Source organism: Amantichitinum ursilacus (assembly GCF_001294205.1).
Lineage (GTDB): Bacteria > Pseudomonadota > Gammaproteobacteria > Burkholderiales > Chitinibacteraceae > Amantichitinum > Amantichitinum ursilacus.
Genome location: NZ_LAQT01000009.1, coordinates 77,205 through 100,415, shown reverse-complemented (window position 1 = coordinate 100,415; position 23,211 = coordinate 77,205). Strand labels below are relative to the sequence as shown.

Annotated in this window: 12 protein-coding genes; all 12 read right to left on the bottom strand. The window is 57.6% G+C overall.

Features of this window, described 5'->3' with window-relative positions; translation table 11 throughout:
* Positions 1-222 precede the first annotated feature (222 nt).
* The gene (locus WG78_RS22440; RefSeq protein ID WP_152969172.1) at positions 223-858 is read right to left on the bottom strand and encodes a hypothetical protein; all 636 of its coding nucleotides are present in this window, start codon (positions 856-858) and stop codon (positions 223-225) included.
* A gap of 591 nt (positions 859-1,449) precedes the next feature.
* A complete protein-coding gene (locus tag WG78_RS11835; RefSeq protein WP_053938041.1) occupies positions 1,450-2,088 on the bottom strand; it encodes an Imm5 family immunity protein in 639 nt (212 codons plus the stop codon).
* Positions 2,089-2,280: 192 nt separating this feature from the next.
* A complete protein-coding gene (locus WG78_RS22435; protein ID WP_152969171.1) occupies positions 2,281-2,985 on the bottom strand; it encodes a hypothetical protein in 705 nt (234 codons plus the stop codon).
* Positions 2,986-3,131: 146 nt separating this feature from the next.
* On the bottom strand, positions 3,132-3,545 hold the full coding sequence (locus tag WG78_RS11825; protein ID WP_053938039.1) for an Imm70 family immunity protein: 414 nt from the start codon (positions 3,543-3,545) through the stop codon (positions 3,132-3,134).
* A gap of 380 nt (positions 3,546-3,925) precedes the next feature.
* Positions 3,926-4,549: a hypothetical protein gene (locus tag WG78_RS11815; protein ID WP_053938037.1), complete on the bottom strand. Its 624-nt coding sequence runs from the start codon at positions 4,547-4,549 to the stop codon at positions 3,926-3,928.
* Positions 4,550-6,790: a hypothetical protein gene (locus tag WG78_RS11810; protein ID WP_053938036.1), complete on the bottom strand. Its 2,241-nt coding sequence runs from the start codon at positions 6,788-6,790 to the stop codon at positions 4,550-4,552. It lies immediately after the preceding gene.
* Positions 6,791-7,502: 712 nt separating this feature from the next.
* Positions 7,503-7,976, bottom strand: coding sequence for a hypothetical protein (locus WG78_RS11805; protein WP_053938035.1), 474 nt, complete (start codon positions 7,974-7,976; stop codon positions 7,503-7,505).
* On the bottom strand, positions 7,963-8,202 hold the full coding sequence (locus WG78_RS11800) for a hypothetical protein (RefSeq protein WP_053938034.1): 240 nt from the start codon (positions 8,200-8,202) through the stop codon (positions 7,963-7,965). Before WG78_RS11800 ends, WG78_RS11805 begins: the two co-directional genes overlap by 14 nt.
* A gap of 36 nt (positions 8,203-8,238) precedes the next feature.
* Positions 8,239-8,610 (bottom strand): hypothetical protein, encoded by a 372-nt coding sequence (locus WG78_RS22430; RefSeq protein ID WP_152969170.1) that lies wholly within the window; start codon positions 8,608-8,610, stop codon positions 8,239-8,241.
* Positions 8,611-8,720: 110 nt separating this feature from the next.
* Positions 8,721-9,419 carry a hypothetical protein gene (locus WG78_RS22425; RefSeq protein WP_152969169.1) on the bottom strand — a complete coding sequence of 233 codons (699 nt, stop codon included), beginning with the start codon at positions 9,417-9,419 and terminating at the stop codon, positions 8,721-8,723.
* A gap of 239 nt (positions 9,420-9,658) precedes the next feature.
* Positions 9,659-10,126, bottom strand: coding sequence for a hypothetical protein (locus tag WG78_RS22420; RefSeq protein ID WP_152969168.1), 468 nt, complete (start codon positions 10,124-10,126; stop codon positions 9,659-9,661).
* A 16-nt stretch (positions 10,127-10,142) separates the two neighbouring features.
* On the bottom strand, positions 10,143-23,198 hold the full coding sequence (locus tag WG78_RS11790) for a beta strand repeat-containing protein (RefSeq protein WP_053938032.1): 13,056 nt from the start codon (positions 23,196-23,198) through the stop codon (positions 10,143-10,145).
* Positions 23,199-23,211 lie beyond the last annotated feature (13 nt).

The window sequence follows — 23,211 nt, the reverse complement described above, 5'->3', positions numbered from 1 at the left end:
TCTCGATGCACCCATCCGTTTCGCATGCCCCCTCCGTTTTGAAAAACAATTCTGGCGTTCCGAAGCGTTCGCAGTAGTATGCCATCTTTTAAGTCTTATGCCTGTGCCGAGGTCAATTTCGCCTTTTCATATTGAATATAGTTATTTCTACCAGCGGGATTTTAAACCAAAGGAAAATACAGCAGAACTACGCAGATAAAGGCTTTACACATTCAGACGTGTCTATTGTTTGGCCTCTAAATGGACAAACTTATAAACCGCATAGGTCTGAGCAGTCCCCGTAGGCACATGTAAGAGCGTCAGATTCATATCAACATTCAAATGCTGCTCAATCGTTAAATCCCCAAACTCATCAATCCACAACCAAGATCGAGAGTTTATAGTGTTCGGCCCTAGCTCCGACCTTCCGTTGATGTGCCCTCCCCATGTCATTACTCCCTCGTTACACATATATCTAGAATCGTTATTTAATTGCATCTGATAACTACCAAGGGACTGGCCATCCGGATATTTCACAGTCAGAGACCACTGTCTCGGGCCGAGGGTTGTAATGTTTACGACTTCAGGGAAGATGTACCGTCCGGAATCTGACCTTTTGTAATTTTTTTCCAGTTCCGCTAACGCATCCAGATCTGAAGAAGGGAGAGCATAATTTAAAGCTACTTTTTTTGGAAAACTACCAGAAAACTGAACCAAACTTCCGATAAACCCATATCCCCCCTCCAGGTGGGGGCATACTCCATCTGGACTTACAGGCCCCACTTTCTTCTCACGCGTTGATGGGGGCGGCGCATGCGCACACCCTTGCAGGGCAATAAGTAGCGCAAATGCAGCGACCAAACTAATTCTATAAATCACTTTGACTTATCCTTATTGTCAATTTGTTGCTGAATATTCGTCACGCTATTGCCGTATTGTTTAAGAAACGTAGGAATAGAAAATACACTTGCCAGTGGAATATCAACATCAGTCTGGATCTCAAACAATGTTTTCTGAAGCTCCGTAAAAGCCCGAAATCTGGTTCCCCAACGAATCGTAACCGGTTAGGCTTGCCAAGAAATCATGCGGCCCGGCAAACGATTCAAGCAGAACGTCTTTTACGCTCCCGACCGGATACGGACTGGATCCTAACGTTCCAATAAGCCCCTGAACTCCACCAATCAAGCCACCGCTAGTTTTCATATTTAATTGGCGTCATTGCCGGCGGTGATGGTGCTGCCGATATTGGCCAGGCTGCCGCCGCTGATGCTCAGGTTATGGCCGGCCTGGATCAGTTCTGGGCACTTGGCCCAACTTCCTTATTTCCCGGCCTTGGAGCATATCGTTCCAATCCCGCTTTTTCTATATCTTATATTTCTTCATAGACTCAAAGGGGTCACTATATTCAATGGTGGTTTCAGGCAGCCACGCAGCAGACAAATGAGCATCGACCTTCATTTGTCGCAATGCTTATTTCAACCCGTGCATAACGTCTATAAGTTGAATTTGTACGTTCCAACAAAGGGGTATTCCAATCTGCAAATACCATAACCAGAATTTTCTCCTCTGTTCGCCGCCGCCTTTACCCTCCCAAATGGCACTTCCAGATTTAGCAAGCGCCGCGTAAAAACTCGCGTCCCAATCGTCGGGGGGCACTTCTTTCTCGCTACGCCCCATTAATTCGAAATCTACATCGTACAAAATCGTGTTAATGGCGGAGAAACACGCCATACCAGCATAAACAGATGTAAATGCGGCTTCTCCAAAATCAAAAAGATCTATGAGGCCAGTATGAAACACGCCGTTGTCGTTACGTAATTTCAAAAGATCATAATTTCCGCCTAAAGCAGAAAGCCCATTGCGCAACATCGAGAGCGCTTGAGAATAAACCAGCGAATGCGGTTGAATTTTATCCAGGACCTCGTTGGCACAGAGCAACGCTAGCCTCGCCCGTCGCAAATAACCTGCATCAACATGCTCACGAGCCGATAAATCCTCCATGATTTGCATCAGGCGCTTTCGCTCGACTGAACTTAGCTCACCGTCATCTGTAATAGACTGAACTGCGGCCTCAAGGGCGCCACTTAAAAGTAATGGGGTCGTCGTCATTATTTACTCCGGGGTTGCACAATCACTGTGCCACTTGAGATCAAAATCGGCATCACGATTTTTAATATCCACTTTGGTACAAAGGCCCCCCATCCAACTCTGCGTCAATTTGGACGGAAATAGCGGCGCGTTAGCTGCCAATCATTCTCTTCGCACCTGCACCATAGCAATATCTTCTGAAGCGTTCACAAATCAGCTTGGGCGCAAAAACCCGCCCTCGATCAGAATCTGCATTTCCGACATGGTTTGAGCATATTTTTTATCCGATTTTGAAGGCAAAGAAAATACTCCTTCGGACACGTCAAAAAGTTCAAGCCTCTTGAACCTCATAAACCAGAAACTGTTAAGCGGGAACTCTAAATCTTTCCAGACCGACTTACCGAACCTGGCTCTCACCATCGGAATATGCAATTCGCTATTCCACTTCAACTTATCAAGTGGTAGGCCAAGGACCTCCACCTGCCTGCCTTTAAAGTCCGAAAAATCCAGCATCAGGTGAATTGAATCATCGTAGCGCTCCTTCCATTTTTTCAGGTTTTCGCCAACATTTTCTGGCATAGCTTCGGGCGGCTTTACCCACAAACCAGCGCAATTTCGACCTCCTTTGACAACAACCCGATCCAGAACCGCCAATGCACTGATAGTCATCAAGTCGGGAGAGCGAACGTCATTAAAGCAGACATCGGAAACAATAGCGCCATGAGTGATACGAAACTCGCCTTGAACTACGCATTTATTAAAGAAACAGTTATCAACCAATACTGGCGCACTTGGCGGAGAACCTGGACCAAGCAATATACGCTCAATGGCTATACCATCAAATCCCAGATTGGATATTTTACGGATGGTATCAGTGGATATTCCACCCATACGATGTAAAGTGTCGAGATCATTCACCCAAATACACCTTAAGTCACTTATAGCAGAGTAGGTATTAAGTCGTAGTTACCACTGAATCGGAATCCGGAAGATTGGCGGGGGATATTTACGGCACGCTCCGCAAGTAGAGAAAACTTTCGCTATATAGATTTCACTTACAGTTTCTACTGAAACAATATTGGCTTTGCTTTCTCAGCAGCTAACTCCGCCAATCGAAAAATTCTCTCAAGTACAAACTCGCCATCCACATCCAGAAAAGACTCGAATGCGTTTTCCGGCGCAATTCCATAAGATTTAGCCAATGCTTCCTGCCAATCAGAGGGAAAAGCAGACGGCGGCAGCTTGTTCATCAAATCAATTATATCTTTTAGCTCGCGGGCAAGAGCCGGACAGTCTTTTGCAGACCATTCTCCATCAGAATCTGAATGCAAGCTAAACAAAGGATATTTCGATCCAACGATTGTTCCTTCCAGCTTATTAGCTATATATTGGCGAAGAGCATTGAAGTCTGTGTACCTGCCGACACCGACACCATCGATTTCTTCATCCTCATCGAAAATGCAGAGATATAAGCCCATCAATAAGTTTCCCTTACAATATAGCGAGCGTTTTTCCGCATAAGTTCCACGAGGTCGTCTTCAAATCGACACCGTTCCGGGACGCAGATTACCAACTGTTTCCCTTCGGCTACGGCTTTAAAAGTCAATAGTCTGATTTGATACGTTGCTCGCAAACTGCTGACGCTTTTTATCAAATACATTTTATTCAAGCGCTCACCGTCGGGAAGAGCACCTCGAGCCACCTGTCTGGAAGTGTACCTATATTCCATTTAATACCTTTTATGAGGCAAATTCTGGACCGTAACGCCCCAATTATTTAACCAATTGGAGAAAGTGGGGTTTACCGGTCTATCGGTGTATCCGGCCTCAAATACGCGATCATTATAATATCGCCAACATCAATCAATACTTTCAAATCTTGTTACATTAATATATTTAACCGTTCCCATCGGAAGGAAGAAACTTCTCTTCTCAACATTGAATCTGCTCTCGAACATAAGTGCGCCGTATTCATCTTTCCACAACCACAGCCGTGACTCCGTTTTATCACCCCCGACATCCAAAGATCTGTCATCGCTAAAAGCGTATGTCAACACGCCCCCTCTACAGCCGTCTCTTATTGGCGAAAGATCATAAGACCATTCGCCTATTTTTCCAGTATCAGCGTAGTAGGTGGTAACCAAAACCAACTTACCCGGAATAGTCTTCAACTGAAACGTATCAGGAAAAATGTATCTGTTTTTCTCGTCTCGCTTCATCCTTGACTGAATGTCTCGCTGAACCACCATAGACGGATATGTGAAAGCATTTAATATCGTAGATGCGTGCAAATAATCTACTGCACCCTTGTCACCAGAAGGTTTACTCACACCAGCAAACTTATAATGCCCATCTAATAGCGGACAGCGCGTATCGAAGTCGGCAGCCGCGTATACAGCGTTCTCCAGAGGGTCAATCGCATAGCATTCGTCTAACATAACCAGGGAAATCGATATCAGCCCAACTATCATCAAATGCGTCATTTAATGCTTCCCTCCATCGGTGGCTTGCTGCCTAAGTGTGGGTATGCTAGTGCCATACTGATTCAAAAAGGTGGGGATCGCGAAAATCCCTGCAATGGGAATATCTATATCCGTCTGAATATCAAAAAGGGTGCGCTGCAGACCGGTCAAACCAGGCTTCAAATTACCTAGAGCGTCATAGGCAGTAAGGCTCCCAAGAAAATCGTGTGGGCCTGCAAAGGATTCAACCAGCACATCCCCTATGCTACCTGGCGTATACGGGTAATTAAACAATGTCCCTGGCAACCCTTGCGCCCCACCGGTAGGTCCCCCAACAGCGTCCAATGCGGACGTTAACGAGTATCTTTTCATTAGACCGCTCGCCGAGTCTAGATAAGTGCGCCCTTCAAACGTCCAAGTACCATCTGCGGACTGAGTTACGTCACCAAACTGCTTTAGATCATCAAGACTGATCCGCGTACCACCCAACTTTACATTGTCACCGTCGATACCAATGCTTGGACCGGTTTTATTGTTCACAATCGGTTGGGTAGGATCATCAGCATCGACAACACCGGCAAATTTCGGGTCGCTCGTTAACTTCGGCTCGGAAGATGTGATTTGGTCGGAGCGCATTGCACTACCTGCCCACAACAAGGCTCCTGTAATCGCGCCCATTTTGAATCCCGTTGCACATTCACCCCCTGTAATCTCCGCACTCGCACATCCAGCGGCGCCGGTAGCCAAGACGCTTCCCACTCCGTACGCCGACCCAATTTCATTACTCACCCCAGCCGTTAACGCGCCTGCCAAGCCGGAGCGGAAAATACCACCCGCATTGAGCGACCCGGCGGTAAGAATTTGCGTACCTGCCGCTGATGCCATGCCGCTGATTGCCCCAGCGATCACTGCATTTGCCAGACCTTGAGTAACACCTACGCTGGCAGCTGCGAACGTGGACGTGGCGGCTGCGGAGGCACCCATTTCGGACACAGCTGCACTCATTACCAACTGAGATGCAGCCCCATACGTCACCACCGAAATCGCAATCGCCGCCACCATCGTGACGACCATGCCCGGCCCGGAACTGTCCTTGATAAAGTCCTGGTGAATATCATCGCCCACCGCGGTCGACGAATAGTTGACCCCCAGCTTCGCCCCAAGGTCTTGCACAAACTGCGCGCTGGCTGCCGGGTCGACCTCGCCGCTGGCGTTCAGCACCTGGAACGCGCCGCCGATGCTTTGCACGGTATCGGCCGTCACGTTCAGGTTGGCGCTGGTGATAAACCCGCCCGGTTGCACTTGCGTGCCAGAGGTCTGTACCCAGCCGCCATCCACCTTGCTGGTGGAAACGCCGATGTCCACGCTGCGCGCCTGGTTGGTCAGGCTTTGCGTGTCGATATTGAGTGAGCTAACGCCGGTGATGCTGCCGGTGTTGGTCACGCTGCTGGCCTTGCCGCCGTTAAGGCCGGCGATGGTGACGTTGTTGCCAGTGATGCTGCCGCCTTCCTGCTTGGCCAGCGTGGACTGGTCGGCGGTGGGCAGATAAACCTGCGGCATCAGCACGGTGACGGTGCCGCAGCTGGGCAGGCCGCTGCAGGCCGGGTCGGGGACGGCTTGTTCCACGTACCACAGCATCGGCCCGGTCAGGCCGGCGATCTGGTCGGCGCTCAGCGCGGTGCCCAGTTGCACCTGGTTCTGTTCGGCCCAGTTGATGGCGTTGCCGTAGAGGATGCCTTTTTGCTGATCAGCGACCGAAGCTTTGGTCTGGTCGTCATAGCTCAGGCCATTCACAAAATACGCCTGGCCGGTCTGTTGCAGCGCGGCTTGCGTCAGCAGCTGCTGTTCGATGACCGGGTCGGCGTAGAACTGCACGCCGGTATCGGGCTTGAGGTTGGCGGGCAGGTTGTTGACCAGGTCGGCCGGGCTCACGCCGCCGAGCAGGTCATCACCGGCGTTGTGCTTCAGATAGGTCACGTCCGGGCCGGCGCTCGCGCCCGTCGTTGCGGCCGGTGTGGTCCCAGCGTTGCTGGCCCCGGTGGCGGCGGCGGTCTGCGCGGTGATCACCGTGGCCACATCGGGCGCCACCTTGTTTACCGTCACGCCATGCGGCACCACTGGCGTGCCGCCTGCGGCCAGCGAAATCACCTGGCCCGGCACGGTCGTGGCCGACGTGGGTGTGTGGTTGTCGGTCAGGCCGTTCAATAGTTTCTCGGTGTTGACCTTGATGGTATTGGCGCTCAGCGCGCCGCTGTTGGTCACGGTCTGGCCGTCCCCGTCAGCGCGTTGCCCGCGCTGATCACCGCGTCTTGCGTGCCCTGCACGATGTTTCGGGGGGTGCGTCCTTTGCCTCTTTGCAACTGAATTTAAAGACGGAGCGCACTCGCCTCAACTCATTGATCGATGAGTATCTAAGTCGAATTCGGATGTCAGTTATCCAAGACCATCTTCCTTCTTAACAAGGACTCCCATTCCATGGGCGTAAATTCTGACCCTGCCGCCAGATCACCTGCGTCATCGAATATTTTTTCACCAAAAATTTCAGAATGGAGAGGCAAACCAAAGCGGCGAAGACATCGTCATCGCGACTCTGGATGTCACAAATAAACGCACGTGCTACACCAAAAACATCATACTGGTCTTTATAAAAAATCACCCATGCCCACTATCTTCACCGTTCCCATAAACATATATCTGCGGTACAGATGAAAGGCCGCATGCCGTTAATTCATATTTGGGGACGTCAAGCCGAAACTGCGAAATCCATCAAATAGAGCATGCTCGACTTCCTCAAATACCGGTTGCACATTCATGGCCACAGATGAGCTTCTCATTACGATTTACCCGCCGTTGCCAGCGTGGATCGCGTTAGCGTGATCCACCCCGTTATAGTTTTAATATTTATATTGTTCACCACGCCTTGATTCAAGATATTGGAAATAGGCGTTCAAAATCCATGTAATTAACGGCAACTTTAAGGCTTGCCGTTACTCAAGGTCTCGTTTAGCTCCTTTTCTACTTCTGCTAGCAAACTGATAAGATGGCGGGGTGCAGGCGAATTCACATAGACATGCGCGACATCAAATGGGTCCAGCATCGTCGTACCACCAAATCCAGCGAATTGCCCCACAACGTATCTGGCGAAATAGCGGGAGCCCGTTATTTCATTGATATACCAAGCGCCGCCGAACTTTTGGACAAAATACTCCCCTATAAAATATCCGATCCTTTGCAGAACCCATATTTTATCTTCTTCGGATTTTATTTCCATATCCCTAAGGGCGTCATCAACGTACGGCCCGAATTGCACGGCATTTTTTAATACCTCGTGCGCGGGACGAATACCCAGCTTCCCTACAAAATCCACCAGCGCCGTTAGCAATTCATCAAAAAAATTAGGGAAATTTTCTTTCCGTTTCGATAACAGCGCCTGTTTATCCAAGGACATCCACAACTCCTAAGTTCAACAGTTTGTCGGTATTGACCTTGATGGTATTGGCGCTCAGCGCGCCACTGTTGGTAACGGTCTGGCCCGTCACCGTCAGCGCGTTGCCGGCGCTGATCACTGCGTCTTGCGTGCCCTGCACGATGGTGCCGAACGTGTCGTGCGAGCGGTCTTTGCTAAACCAGCTGGTCTGCTCCACCCACTGGCCGCGCCATTGTTCGGTCAGCATTACGGTCTGGTTAAGCCGCCTTCTCGATCAAAAGACTTAGGTCACATCTGAAGTACTCATCCAATCCGCAATATCGTCTATCACATGTTTTATCCATGTCCAAAAATCTGGAAATTCTGCGACCAGCTCAAATCCGCCGGGCGTCCATGTATGAATCAATGCAACTCCATTAACTACTCCATTTTCATCGACAATAAAGCATGCCAAATCATCGCAGTCTTGCCGTCTAGCGAATGCCAACAGTTTCTTTTCCGAAACCCCCGGCCATCTCTCAGTCGCGAAAAAACATTGTTCCGCTGGCAAGTAGTGCCACGGCTGCAGCTGCGTGTGAGGTTCAAAACCAACAAGCGCACGATCTGACATCCACTGATAACCGGGCGGCAATTTCGACTCAGTGAGCGAACTCAATTCAGCCTCCGTTTTTAGGTACTGACCTTGATGGTATTGGCGCTCCGCGCACCGCTGTTAGTGACGGCCTTGCCCGATCGCGATTATCGTTCAATCGGTTTATCTTCGGGTCAATCGAAAAGCCCTGCCTGAGCGAGAACCGACATTTCTCTCATCGCTTGCTCGTACCGCTTATCGTTTGCGCGCGGCAATGCGAAGACGCCTTCCGAAACTTTGAAGGTTTGAAGCCGTTTAACGCAGAGCCTCCAGAAACTATCGCGGGGAAATTGAGCTGCATCCCACGCAAAATTGCTAAAGCGCTCAGTAGTCAAGCCGACGTGTCTTTCAGGATTCCACCTTAGTTTGCGAAGAGGTAACCCCAAGACCTCAACGTGCTTTCCCTCAAATTCATAAAAATCCAACATTAGCGGAATAATGTCTCTTGTCGACTCAGCCCATCGTCTAACGGCCTCTCCATCTTTGACATCATTGAACTGCCAAGGCTTAACCCACAAGCCCGTGCTAGTTCGACCACCTTTGACAACTACTTCGCTAAGGATCGCTTCTGAACTAATAGTCATAGAATCTGCAGAACGGACCCGATCAAAGATCGTATTGGAAACCAACGTGCCGGGCGCAATTAGAAATACGCCGTCTATTACGCATTGAGTGAAAGTGCAATTCTCAATAATAACTGTCGATTCCGGAGGGCGGCCGGGACCAACTAAAAAGGTTTCGATCCTTTCGCGATCAAAATGAGCACCGGATAGCTTTCGCATTCCCGCATTAGAGATCCCGCGAAGACTGTATAGAGTTTCGAGATTATTCATTCAGATAAGCCTTCAGCCAATCATAACCAAATCCTTCAGGAATGGAATTGTATATTACGACCGAATCCACCCCGCCCGGTTGGCGTGCCAGATTGATCATCTTCCGTCATCTGAACAGACGCTTTACCAGTGTTTCGCTTGAGCGCAACCATGCCGTCACCTGTAACCTCCTTTAAGCTCACGGGTACACTGCAGGCGGGCAGTTCCAATGCAAAAATCAATGCTCTGCGGAGCACCGTTTAATAGAGGTTATTGTAATCGTACATATACTCTTCATATTCCTCGTAGCCCCACACATGCCCATCCACGCGATCGATCATGATCATACGCCCTGCTACCCGGCCTGCGTCTTCGAAACCGGCAACGCTGAAAGACCAGACATTCGGGGGGGCTCCGGCACCCAAAGGATTGGTCCCGACCTTGACACAGTTCTGCCGCTCAACGCTATGTTGAGCTATCGAAAGTGCATACTGCTCAGTAATAGATGCACAATCACGATATTCAATAGGAACGCTATAGCAAGAAACTCTCTTTTTTCTGAGCGAAACAACAAGCGGAATAAGCTTGAGCCGAGGAGCATTTAGGCCGAGATAACCAGACACGGCTTTTTCGCCTAATATGAAAGCACTATCGACGAAGCGCACATCCTTTAACAGATCTGGACCGACCAACTCACTCAAATAAAGATCACAAATTCGCTGCATCATTTCGCCTCTATAATTCTTAGTTCTTTACGTAAACGCCTTTCCCAGTCATTACGCTATCCAGAATTTCAATTGGTATGGCGTAACTTGATCCGACTCCCTTGGGCCACGGATCCCGGATATTGGCCATGCCATTTTTAATAGAATCTACGACTATCGCATGAACACCGTCACCGGCCTTGACGTTCACGATAACCGACGCGCCGCCTTCAGTGGCCTCCGCAATCGATGCACCGGTCAGCGTCTCGGAATAGTTGGCAGAGCCACTAAATCCAAGATCGCTCAACCCCTTAGGGATATTTGCTATAGAAGTGCCGTCGCTGCCAGTTTGAATCGCGATGCGAACCCATGCTTCGGGCACATCCAGATTTGCCGCCATCTTGCAACTTGCTGCCGCGCATGAGTAATCCTGCAACTGGCCTATCGACTCTTTAGTATCTGTGTACTCCCCCTTTATGGAACTGGCGAATACGCCGTCTCCATTCCCCGCCACTCTGCCACCGTTTGCCACGTCACTTGTCGCAGGCTTGCTATCAACCATCGTCCCGATCGTCGTGCCGGATGAGTTGACCGTGCCCGATGTGGTTGTCGGGCCATTGCCAAACATGTCGGAAACTGCGGTCGACGTCTTCCCACCCAACGCCAACCCGCTCTTCCCAGCGCCTTCGAGCGCGTCATAAGTCAGTGCCGCCGTCATGACATCGTTGCCGAGCGTGGTGTAATCGCCGCTTATAAAGTCCTGCGGTATGCGCGCTACGCTGTCCGCCGTGTTTTTAACGACGCTGGTAAAGATGTCACCGGTACTCGCGCCATTCGACGCCGCAGTGCCGATCGCGCTGACAGGCTGGAACCTGGCTGGATCGTTGGTGGCGAGCGCAACACCCACCTGGCCCAGGTCGTACACGTTTTTGAGTGTTTCCGCCCCGGCGTCCACTGCAACGCCCGTCGCGCCTACCCCGTAATTGAACAGGTTTTGTGCAAACCCGTCGCCCAGCCAGTTATCCACGTTGGTGACACTGGTCCGGGTCCAGTCGATGGTGCCGCCGATCACGTCGCCAATAGCGATCTGGGTTTTGTCCAGCATGCCCAAGGCATCGCCACCTGCCGTTGATCCGGCTGACGTGCTGTCGGTGTGACTGGCCGTATCGACAGTCCAGCCAGCGCTGTTCCCTGCTGCCGCACCGACAAACGTATCTTTGGGCGCTGTGGCTCCAGCACCATCAGTACCTGCGCCTTCGGTAGAACGATCCGGTACAACCTGCGCGATCAGGTCGTGTTTGACGCCATCCGCGTCGGAAACAGTGATGGACTGGCCATTTAGACGAACATCAACATTCTTGTTTACGTAGTTACTGGCATCGTGCAGCCAGTCGTTGTTTTCAAGGGCGCTCTGCGCCTGGCTCAACGCGGTGGAAGGATCCTGGCCCGCCAGCGTGGCCAGCACAGCGGCCACCCCGGTGTCGGCCATGATCGCCAGTGGCTTATTGATGGTGCCGTCAGCATTGCGGAACTGGTTGTCGATATAGTTTCCCGCCACTGCGGTCGCCGCGCCCCCAATCGCCCCCGCCGCACAACTACCACCCGCCAGCGCCCCCATCGCGCAGCCCAAAGCCGCGTGCGCGATCTCGTATTCGGTGCCCGTCAGCGTGCCAAACCCGGTGTCCTGCAGACCAAACGCGTCGCCGATCTGGCCGTTCAGCGTTGCGCCCAGGTTGCCGATCATGCCGCTGGCAAAGGCCGTACCAAAGCTGCCGCCATTGATGGCGGTGCTGACGCCCGCGCTGATCAGCGCCCGCTCAGCGCCGTTAACGATATTGGTGCCCAGACTGCTCAGACCGGTGCCGGTTACGCTACCGACACTCAGGCCCTGCGTCAGGCCTGCCGTCAGCATCGAGGTCGCACCTGCCTTCAGCACCGAGCCGAAATCAAGCGAACCCGTGGCAATCAGCTGTGAGCCGGCGCTGGACGCCATACCGGCCAGGCCCGCCGTGGCAATCGAGCCAGCCACTTCGCTGCCCAGCAAACCCGCCATCGCGCCGCTCGCAGCGCCGTAGGTAGCGACCGAGATCGCAATCGCCGCCACCATCGTGACGACCATGCCCGGCTCGGAACTGTCCTTGATAAAGTCCTGGTGAATATCGTCACTGACCGCCGTCGACGAATAGTTGATCCCCAGCTTTGCCCCAAGGTCCTGCACAAACTGCGCGCTGGCTGCGGGGTCGATCTGGCCGCTGGCGTTCAGCACCTGAAACGCGCCGCCGATGCTTTGCACGGTATCGGCCGTCACGTTCAGATTGGCGCTGGTGATAAACCCGCCTGGTTGCACCTGCGTACCCGACGTCTGCACCCAGCCGCCCGAGACTTGCGTGGTGGAAACGCCGATATCCACGCTGCGCGCCTGGTTGGTCAGGCTTTGCGTGTCGATATTGAGTGACGTCACGCCGGTGATGCTGCCGGTGTTAGTGACGCTGCTGGCCTTGCCGCCGTTCAGGCCCGCGATGGTCACGGCGTTGCCGCTGATGCTGCCGCCTTCTTGTTTGGCCAGCGCGGCCTGGTCGGCGGTGGGTAGATAAACCTGCGGCATCAGCACGGTGACGGTGCCGCAGCTGGGCAGGCCGGTGCAGGCCGGGTCGGGGATGGCTTCTTCCACGTACCACAGCATCGGCGCGGTCAGGCCGGCAATCTGGTCAGCGCTTAGCGCCGTGCCCAGTTGCACCTGGTTCTGTTCGGCCCAGCTGATGGCGTTGCTGTAGAGGATGCCTTTTTGCTGGTCGGCGACCGAGGCCTTGGTCTGGTCGTCGTAGCTCAGGCCATTCACAAAGTACGCCTGGCCGGTCTGTTGCAGCGCCGCTTGCGTCAGCAGTTGCTGTTCGATGACCGGATCGGCGTAGAACTGCACGCCGGTATCGGGCTTCAGGTTGGCGGGCAGGTTGTTGACCAGATCGGCCGGGCTCAGGCCGCTCAGCAAGTCATCGCCGGCGTTGTGCTTCAGATAGCTGATGTCCGGGCCGGCGCTCGCGCCCGTCGTTGCGGCCGGTGTAGTCCCGGCACTGCTGGCCCCGGTGGCGGCGGCGATCTGCGAGGTGATCACCGTGGCCACATCGGGCGCGACCTTGTTTACCGTTACGCCATGCTGCACCACCGGCGTGCCGCCCGCAGCCAGCGAGATCACCTGACCGGGCACGGTGGTGGCCGGCGTCGGTGTGTGGTTGTCGGTCAGGCCGTTCAACAGTTTGTCGGCGTTCACCTTGATGGTATTGGCGCTCAGCGCGCCGCTGTTGGTAACGGTCTGGCCGCTCACCGTCAGCGCGTTGCCCGCGCTGATCACCGCATCCTGCGTGCCCTGCACAATGGTGCCGTAGGTGTCGTGCGTGCGGTCCTTGCTGAACCAGCTGGTCTGCTCCACCCACTGGCCACGCCATTGTTCGGTCAGCATCACGGTCTGGTTCAGCACGTCGCCGGTGATGTTCAGGTTGGCGTTGTTGCCGGCGGTGATGGTGCTGCCGATATTGGCCAGGCTGCCGCCGCTGATGCTCAGGTTATGGCCCGCCTGGATCAGCGCGGGGTCGCCTGCGGCGTTAAGAATATCGGCCGAACAATGGCTGTCTTTGTACGTGCCACCAGGGTTGCAGCCACCAATCGGGTCGGTATTGCCGTAGCTGACGTGCGTGCTGACCGGCGCTTCCACCTGGTTGATCACCTTGCCCGCATTGATGATCACATCACCGCCGATGGCCGCGATGGTGCCGGACGTATTGGTCAACGTGCCGGTGGTGTTGATCGCCACATTGCCCAGCGCGTTGATGTTGGCGTGGCTGTTGTCGACGGTGCCTGCGGTAATGCTGATGTTGCCGCCGACGGTGATGTTGGCGCGGTCTTCGTCGTAGCTAAAGCTCTGCACCCGCGCGTCGACTTCGCCTTTGCAGGTTTTGGCGCCTTTAACGCAACCGGCCGTAGTGGTCAGCGTGGGCACGTAGTAGCCGCTATTGCTAAAGCTGCTGCCCACCACGGTAAGGTTGCCGCCAACGACGATATTGCCGCTGTTTTTAAGCTGGCCGTTCACGGTCATGTTCTGGCTGGCGCCCACCAGGCCTTTCGCGCCTGCCGACTGGCCCGTGGTGGTGACTGCGGCAGGCTCGGTGACGCTGTAGTACATGCCCGCCTGGCCATGCACCGCCTGCGCACCCGCAGTGGTCTGGTTGTTGTAGGCATCGACAAACGCCTGCAACGACGCCTGGTCCACCTGGCGAGTCACGGTGTAATTGAGCGCGGGGCCTTCTTCGTTGTTCAGGTCACCGTTAACGGTCAGGTTGCCGCCCGACGTGATGGTGCCAAACTTGTTATCAACATACGCATTCAGCGTCATGTCGCCGCCGCTGGTGATCACGCCGGTGGTGCCGCCCACATTGGTTTGCGAGGTGGTGGTGACATCCACGGTGGGCAGGGCAAAGACATAGCTGCCGCTGCCCGGGTTTAGCTGATACACATTGACGTTTTCGCCATGCGCACTGCCCGGTTGGCCTTGCCACACCTGGCTGGTGCTGCCCACATAGCCCACGGTGCCGTTGCTGTAGTTCGGGTTCACCTGCGACAGGTACAGCTTGGTCGTCACATATTGCAGCACGCCCGCGCAGCCGATGGCCGAGGTGGAGCAAGAGATGTATTCCGGGTTGGTGGTCTGATAGGTGGCCAGCAAAATGCCGCCCAGCAGCGTCGGGTCGTACTCAGTGCTGGTGGTCGTCGTCGTGGTGGTGGTCGGGTTCGACGCAGCGTTGGTGATCTGCGCAGCCGTGATGGTCATCGCCCCGGCCGAGGCAATGGTGCCCGAGCTATTGGTCAGCGTATGGCCAGCCATATTGATGGTCATGCTGCCGGCAGTGTTCTGCAGCGTGCCAAAGCTGTTGTCCAGATCGCCGCCGTTAACCACCAGCCCGCCACCGCCCGAAACCTTGCCGCCGTTGGTGTTGTTTAACGTGCCTTCATTCAACGTCAGCACGCCGTAACAACCGCTGCAAGACGTATTGATCACGCCGCTGCCGGAGTTATCCAGCGTGCCCGTGGTGTTCAGCGTTGTCGCGCCCACCGCCTGGATCAGGCCCGCGTTGCGCAGATAGTTGCTGTTGTTGATGTTTAGCGTGCCCTGGCTGGCCAGCATCGCGCCCGCCTGGTTAACCACGCTGCCGCCGCGCGCATCCACGTTCAGCGCCTGCGTAGCTTGCACAGTCCCGCTGTTGTTAAAGCCGTTGCCGCTCAGATTAAGGTTGCCCGCGGCCAACGTGCCGGTGTTGCTGATGCCGCCGCTGGCGTTAACGTTAAACACATTGCCGATCGAGGCCGCGTCGGTGCTGCTGTTGCTAAAGCTGCCGACATTCAGCGTGGTGGTGTTGCTGCCGGCCACCCAGTCGCTATTGCGGTTAAACGACGCCGCGTTGATGGTCAGGCTGCCGATCTGGTTGCCATTGGCGTCCACCGCGTTGCCAACCATGCCCAGCGCGGACGTATACAGGTCCAGACCCTGCAGGCCTAGCGTGACATTGCCCAGTGCGCCTATCACGCCACCCTGGTTATTAAAGCCCGTGGCTACCGTCGCCACCGGGGCAATCACATTGGCTTGCGCGCCATGGGCGCTCGCCTGGCTGGCTGCGCCGTTCATGGCGTTCTGCACGGCGGTAGTGGCATTGCCGCTATTAAAGGTCAGCGCGCCGGTGGCGCCGATATTGCCGCCCGCGTTTGAGGTCAGCGCGTTGACGTTATAGCTACTGTTGGCGCGAGAACTGAGCACGCCGCTGCTGTTATCCAGCGTGTTGGCGGTGACGGTCAGGTTGTTGCTGTTGATGCTGCCGTGGTTGGCCACGGCGTTGTTCACCAACGTGGCGTCGCCGCCTGCGATGATCAGCGCGCCGCTGTTATTGGTCAGCGTGGCCGCGTTCTCATTCAGGCTGCCGCCGATGGCCAACGTGCCGCTGTTGCTGACGTTGCCTGCGGCGTTGAGCGTGGCGTTGCCTCTCACCAGTTGTTGCGTGGTGCTGTCGTTAACCACGCTGCCATTCAGCAACGTGAGATTGTTACCCGCGTACACAGTCAGATCGCCCGCGGTGCTGAGCAAATGCGTGGTGATATTGCGGCCGCTCACCATGGCGCTGCTGCCTGCAATCAGGTCACCCAGATCAACGTCGCCGCTGGCCGCCACGTTAAGCGTCCCGGCCGCGTTCAGTTGGCCGTGGTTAAGCAGCGAGCCTGTCGTCAGTGTCAACGCGCCGCCACTGCCCGCGCCTTGCGCCAACGTGGTTGCGCCGCTGGCGTTAAGGGTAACGCTCTGGCCGCCGAACAAGGTGGCGCCGGTACTGATGCCGCCATTGCTGGCGGTCAGGTTCAGTTGGCCTTCGGTACTACCGGCGTCGCTTTGCACGGTCAGGTTATGGCCCGCGCGCACCACCACATTGCCTTGTGCGCCCAGCGTGTTGTTAAACACCACATTGCCGCTGCCGGTGATGCTCACGCCTGCCTGGCGCGACAGCGTCTTGCCCAGCGTGACATTCGCGCCGCTGGCGTTAAGTTGGCCGGTGGCGGATTGCGTGCCGGTCTGGCTCAGGTCGCCCTGCGCACTCAGCGTTAACGTGCCCGCAGTGTCACTGCTGCCACTGCCAGCCATAGCGCCGCTCGAAGTCAGCGCGATATTGGCGGCGGTGAGCGCGGCGTTGTTGGTCAGCGTGCCATTGTGGGTGGTCACGTTCAGGCTCTGGCCCGCTTGCAGCGTGCCATTGAGGTTGCTGCTGCCTGCCTGGATGTTCAGGCCGCCGGCGGTTTCAAACGCGCCCTGGGTGTTAACGCTGCCACCTGCGGTCAACTGCGTGGTCGAGGTGGCAATCTGCCCCGCCGCCACGCCTTCCAGCAATTGCGTTGCGCCATACAGGCTGAGATTGCCCGCCGCGTTAAGGGTGGTAGTGCCCAGCACATTCAGCGAGGTCTGGCTGACGATATCGCCCGCCGTCGAGCGATAGTTGGCGTTGCCCACCACGCCAACCATGTCGAGCAGGTTCAGCGCGTTGGTGCTGGTCAGCGTCATGTTGCCGCCGCTGCCCAGGCGTGCCTGGCTGGTAAATGCATTGCCCGCGCTGGCCGAGACGTCGCCCGCGACAATCACATCGCCGCTGTGCACGATATTGCCGCCCGCCTGTTCTTGCAGCGCGCCGGTGGTCACATTGATGGCGGCGGTTTGCAGATTGCCGCTGCCCGCGTTCAGCACGGCAGCATGCGCGGCGTCGAGTTCGCCATTCAGCGCAATACCGGTGCCCGCGTGCAGGTTGACGCTATCCGCGCCCACGGCGCCCGCGATGATGTTTTGTTGCGAAGTCCAGTTGGCCGCGCCTGCGCCCAGGGTGGCGCTGTTTACGCTCAGCGTGCGTTGTGCGTTCAGCGTGGTGTTGGCGGCCACGTCCAGCACGCCGCCTACCGTCAATGCGCCGCCGCTGGTTGCGGTCAGATCGCGCGGGCCGTGCACGGTGCCGACAATGGTCATGTCGTTGGCCGAGGTCAGCGTGGCGGTCTGCTGATATTGCAGATCGCCGCCGATACCCAGCTTGCCTTGCGTGCTGCTCAGTTGCGCCACGCCGTTGAACACCACACTCTGGCCAAACTGCGCATCGCCGCGGCTGGTGATGTTGCCATCGCCCGCCAGCGCGGCGGTGTTGCCCGCCAGGTTGATGCTGTCGGCGTGCGCGGTCAGCGCGGTGCCGGCGATGATATCGCCCGCGCCGGTCCATGCCCCGGCCGCGTTCAGATTGATGCTGTCTTGCGTGACCAGGCCATCGGCAAAGCGGATGCCTTGCGCAGTCACGTCCGCGCTTTTGGCCATCACGTTACCGGCGCTGGCAAAGTCGCCGCCCGTTTGCGCGCTGAAAGCGCCCGCGATTTTGCTGATACCGCTCAGGCTGATGCCGCTGCCCGCGGTCAGTTGCGCGTCGGTGGTGTTGACGATGCTGCCCAGGCCCAGCTGCTGCGTGGCCGTTGCGGTCAGCGCGTGGCCGGCGCTCAGCGTGCCACTGTAGGCGGCGTTGGCGGTCTGCAATTGCAGATCGTTATTGGCGTTAAGGTTGCCCGCGCCGCTCAGTTGCGCTGCGCTGGTTACGTTCAGGTCATGATTGGCAATCACCGTGCCATCCACTGCCAGAGTGCCGCTGCGGGTTTGCAGCGTTACATCCTGGCCTGCGCCGGTCTGGCCCGTCAGCGCCATGCTGCCGGCGCTAAGGCTGACGTTTTGCACGGCGGTCAGCGTGCTGGCCGCGCTACTGCTCAGTTGCCCTGCCGCATCCAGCGTGGCGCTGGTGTTGCTCAGCACGGTGCCTGTCAGCGCGATATTGCCGCCCGACGTGGCTTGCAGCGCCGCGCCTGACTGCAGCGTGCCGCCCAGCGTAGCGGTGCCTTGCGTGGTGGACAGCGTCAGCGCGTGGTTGGCGCTGAGTACGCCTGCGGTGCTCAGGCCGCTGGCGGCCGTGGCGATCAGGTCGCTGTTGGCGCCGAGATTGCCCAGCAAGGCCAGGCCCGCCGTCGCCGAGCTGATGGTCAGACTATCGCCCGACACCACCGTGCCGCCGATGCTGACCTGATCATGGCCGGCCAGCGTCATGGCAAAGTTTTGGCCGCTGCTCAGGTTGCCATTGCTGCTCAGCTCACCGCCCGCTTGCAGGGCCAATGTGCCGTTCGCACCCGCTGCGCCGGTCAGGCTCAGATCGCCGCCCGTGCTAACGCCCAGATTGTGTTGCGCCACCAGCGTGCCGCCGACGCTGGCGTTGCGGCCCGCCGTCGCGTTCAGATCGCCGTTGGCGACGACAGCGCCATTTAGCGCCAGGTCGCGCGCCGCGTTCAGACTGGTCTGGCTGGCGGCCAGCTGGCCCGCCACGCTCAGATCACCATTTTGGGTGGTCAGCGTGGCGTTCTGGTTGGCGTACACGCTGCCGTTGATATTGATGTTTTGTGCAGCGGTGGCTTGCAGCGCGCCGTTGCTGGCCAGCGTGCCGTTCTGGTTCAGGCTGGCCTGGCTGTGCAGCGTGGCGTCGCCGACGATGGCGCTCTGCCCGCTCAGAATCTGGTCGCCACCGCTATGCGTGGTCAGCGTGGTCTGGCCTTGCAGATTGCTGGCCGCCAGCGTGGTGCCGGCGCTCAGGTCGATGGCCTGGTTGGCATAGGTGGAACCGGTCAGCGCCAAGGCCTGGCCTGCCGTTGCGGTCAGTGCGCCGCCGCTTTGCAACGCGCCGCTGTGCGTCATATTGCCGTCGGCGCTCAGCGCCGCGCCAGCCACTGCGGTAAGCGCGCCTTGGCTGCTCATGTCGCCGCCGCTGTGCAGCGTTAACACGCCGCCCGTGGATGCGCCCTGGTTCAGCGCCATGTTGCCGCTGCTAATGCCGGTTAGCGCGCCTTGCGCTTGCAGCGCGCCATCGGCCTGCAGGCTCGCGGCGTTCAGTTGCACATTGCCGCTGGCCAGCAGGCCTTGGTTCAGCAGCAGGCTTTGCGCGGCTTGCAACTGGGCATTGCCCAGCACGGTGACCGTGCCGGCCAGATGGATGGCGTTGGCGGTGGCGAGCAGATCGCCGCCAAGGATGGCCAGATCGCCCAGGCTGCTGAAGTTGCCGTTGCTGCTGATATTCAGGTTCTGGTTAAACACGCCGCCTTGCGCCAACAGCAAATCGGCGCTGGTCCATTGCGCGCCCTGGCCGATGGCCACTGCGCCGTACACCGTTGTGTTGCCGGACGTTTGCAGTTGCCATTGCCCCGCCACCGACAGCGCTTGCAGGTCGGCCGAAGTACCGGCATTCAGGTTGGCGTTGCCGCCGATAGCCAGATTCCCCAGCGCCATCGCGCCGGTGGTTGTGGCGCGCAGATCGCCTTTGGCCTGGGTGGCGCCGCCAAACGCGGTGCTTTGCGCAACCAGCGCTACATCTTGCTGGCTGGTCAGGCTGCCGTGGCCGCTGAGGGCGTGGTCGGCGGTGACACTCAGGTTATCGGCGCTGGACACCGCGCCATCAATATTGAGCGCGCCACCGCGCACCGCCAGCGTGGTACCGGCGGCGGCGCTGCCTTGCAGATCCACGCTTTGCGCGCCGTGCAGATCCAGCGCGCCCACTGCTGCGGCGCTGCCGCTGATGTTGAGTGCGTTGGCATCCAGCGTGGCACTGGTATTGCCCAGTGCCGCGCCAGTCACCGTTAGCGTATTGGCGGCGCCGGCCTGCAACAGGCCGTTGGCTTGTACGCTGCCGCCCAGGTTCAGATTGCCTTGCGCTTGCAATGTGGTATCACCGCCACTGAGCGTCTGGCCGCTGGTGTTTAACGCGTTGCCGGCGTTGACGGTCAGCGTCTGGTTGACGCCCAGCGTGTTGCTCAGGTTGACGTTGTGCGCGGCGTTGATCGCCAGTGTGGCGCCTGCCTGGCCCGCGCCGCTGATCGACACATCGGTGCCTGCGTTCACGCTGATGGCTTGCTGGCCGCTCAGGTTACCGGTAACGGCGATGCTGCCTTGCGTTGCCTGCAAATCGGTGCGGCCCAAAGTGACGGTCGTGCCCGCCAGCGTGCTGTCGCCCAAGCTGGTCAGCTGCAGATTGCCTTGCGTCAACAGCGTGCCCAAGGCCGCGCTGCCGACGTTAAGGCTGGCATTGCCCACCGTGTACACGCTGCCGCCCGTGGCCAGTGCGCCACCCGCAGTCAGGCCAAGATTGCCGCCGGTTTGCAGGCCATCCACATGCGTCATCGCCGCCGCAGCGCGCAAGGCCGCGTCTTGCTGGAACGTCAGCGTGCCGGAGGTATAGAGGTTGCTGCCCGAATTGATACTGGCATTGCCGCCCACCCACGTTTTGCCGGCCAGCGTGATGTCGCTTTGCGCTTGCAGATCCAGCACATTGCCCACCAGCGTGGCGGTGCTGATGGTGGTGGCCCCGCCGCTGCGTACCGTGGCGTTGCCTTGCGCCAGCAGCACCTGGCTGTTGATGGCCTGCGCGGCGGCAATGTTGAGATCACCCCCGGTTTCCAGGCCTGCCACGCTGATCGCACCGTGTTGCGTGCTGGCTTGCAAACCGCTGTTGCCCAACACCACGCCCGCGCCGGTCAGATTCTGTGCCGCGCTGACTTGGGTATTGCCGTAGGCAGCGGCTTCGCCATCGATATTCAGATTGCCTTGCGTGGCTTGCAACGCCAGTTGCTGGCCCGCGATCAACACGCCGTGGATATCGGCGCTGCCGCTGGTGGCGTTGATGTTTTGCTGTGCGGCGGTACTGCCCGCAATGCTGAGCGCGCCACCCGCTTGCAGCGTGGCGTTGCCGCCCGCCGCGACGGTGCCTGCTGCGGTCAACGCGTTGCTGGCGGTGGCATTCAGGTCTTGATTGGTGTTGAGTTGACCGGCCAGATCGATATTGGCCGCAGTCAGACTGACATTGCCCACGGTGCTGAGGCTGCCCGGCACACTGACGGTCTGGGCCGCTTGCAGACTAACGTTATTGCCGGTCTGCACGCTGCCTGCCAGTTGCACATTGCCTTGCGTACTGCGCAGTTGCGTTACGCCGGTGACGACATTCTGCCCCAGCAGCGTGACATCGCCCGCTGCGGTGGTCGTCAACGTGGAGGCGGTGCTGACGTTTTGCAGGCTCGCTGCGCCGCCGCTGGTAAACGTCATGGCGCCATTGCTGGCCACGCCGTTGCTGTAGTTCAGCGCGCCACCGGTGGTTTCGTTCAGCGTGCCGTTTACCTGCACCTGGCCGCTGTGCGTGGCCGCGCCGCCCGCCTGCAGCGTGGCATTGCCCAGCACCGCCACCGCACCGTGGGTGGCCAGCGCCTGGCCCGCGCTCACACTCAGGTTCTGGCCCGATTGCAATACGCCATCGGTGACCACATCCCCGCTTGCACTCAGCGTAACGCCGGTGTAGCCCAGCACGTCGCCGCTGGCAGTCAGATTGCCGTTGCTGCTGGCGTTAACGTTGTTGGCGGCATACGCCTGGCTGAGTTTGATGTCGCCATTGGCGCTGATGGTCAGGTCGCCGCTGGATGCGGCCAACGCGGCATCGGCGCGCACGCCCATGCCTTGCGTGGTGCCGATAATCTTGATCTGGCCTGCGGTCATCGCGCCGAAGGCGGTGGCGTCCACGGCAAAGCCATTGCCGGTGGAGGTGATGGCGGCGGCGGTGTTGCTCTGGCCGTTGCTTTGCGTGCCAAAGTCATTGCCGGTGGGCAGCACTTGCTGGCGACCGGTAACCACATTGATCTGGCTGTTGGCTTCGATGCTCGACGCAATGCCGACCGATTCGGCGATCAGATCCAGCCGGTCCAGCGAGCCCTGCAAACCGAGGCCGGAGACATCGACGCGACCGCTGCGCACATCAAAGCCCACCGCGCTGGCCTGATCGAAGGCGCTGCTGGCGCCATGGGCGTCCAGCCACAGCGGCGTGCCGGTGGTCAGCGTCAGGCGCGGCACGTTAACCACCGAACAACCGTCGCAGGTAATGCCGTTGGGGTTGGCGATGATGACATTGGCGCGATCGCCAAAGACTTCGAGCGTGCCATTCAGGCGCGATGCAAAGGCGCTGTTGCTGACCTGGTTGATGATGACGCTGGCCGTGCGGCCGTTGAAATTGGGGTTGGCCGCCACATCGCCGCCCAGCAGCGAGCCGCCGCCATTCAGACCGTTATTCAGAATCAAGCCCACCGGGTCGATATTGAATTGCTGGTACTGGTTAAGCGACACGCCATTGGCGTTGGGCGCCGTAATGTTGACCACCGGCACCGGGTTGCTGGTGTTGCTGGTTTGCGTGATGCCGGGCTGAAAGCGGACGGGCGCGGTCGGGTCGCTGATCGGGGAGGCGTCGGCGCTGTTGTAGCCCAGCGTAAAGCCATTGATCTGATCAAAGCTGAGCTTGAGCGGCGCGCACACCAGTACCGCAATCAACACCGCGCTTAATACGCGTTGCCACAGCGGCCCCACCCCACTGCGCGGCGTGTACAACACCTGTGCGGCCGGGTCGGCCAGCGCCCAACGCCGGCCCGAGGGCGTGGCGGAGACATAGCGATAACCGGGCGTTGTGGAAGATGCACGCATGGGGGTGGGTCCT

Bases quoted from the DNA above. Each gene is read 5' to 3' on its own strand.
- WG78_RS11835 (WP_053938041.1), bottom strand. From the start codon at position 2,088: ATGACGACGACCCCATTACTTTTAAGTGGCGCCCTTGAGGCCGCAGTT.
- WG78_RS11825 (WP_053938039.1), bottom strand. From the start codon at position 3,545: ATGGGCTTATATCTCTGCATTTTCGATGAGGATGAAGAAATCGATGGT.
- WG78_RS11815 (WP_053938037.1), bottom strand. From the start codon at position 4,549: ATGACGCATTTGATGATAGTTGGGCTGATATCGATTTCCCTGGTTATG.
- WG78_RS11805 (WP_053938035.1), bottom strand. From the start codon at position 7,976: ATGTCCTTGGATAAACAGGCGCTGTTATCGAAACGGAAAGAAAATTTC.
- WG78_RS11800 (WP_053938034.1), bottom strand. From the start codon at position 8,202: ATGCTGACCGAACAATGGCGCGGCCAGTGGGTGGAGCAGACCAGCTGG.
- WG78_RS22425 (WP_152969169.1), bottom strand. From the start codon at position 9,419: ATGAATAATCTCGAAACTCTATACAGTCTTCGCGGGATCTCTAATGCG.
- WG78_RS22420 (WP_152969168.1), bottom strand. From the start codon at position 10,126: ATGATGCAGCGAATTTGTGATCTTTATTTGAGTGAGTTGGTCGGTCCA.
- WG78_RS11790 (WP_053938032.1), bottom strand. From the start codon at position 23,198: ATGCGTGCATCTTCCACAACGCCCGGTTATCGCTATGTCTCCGCCACG.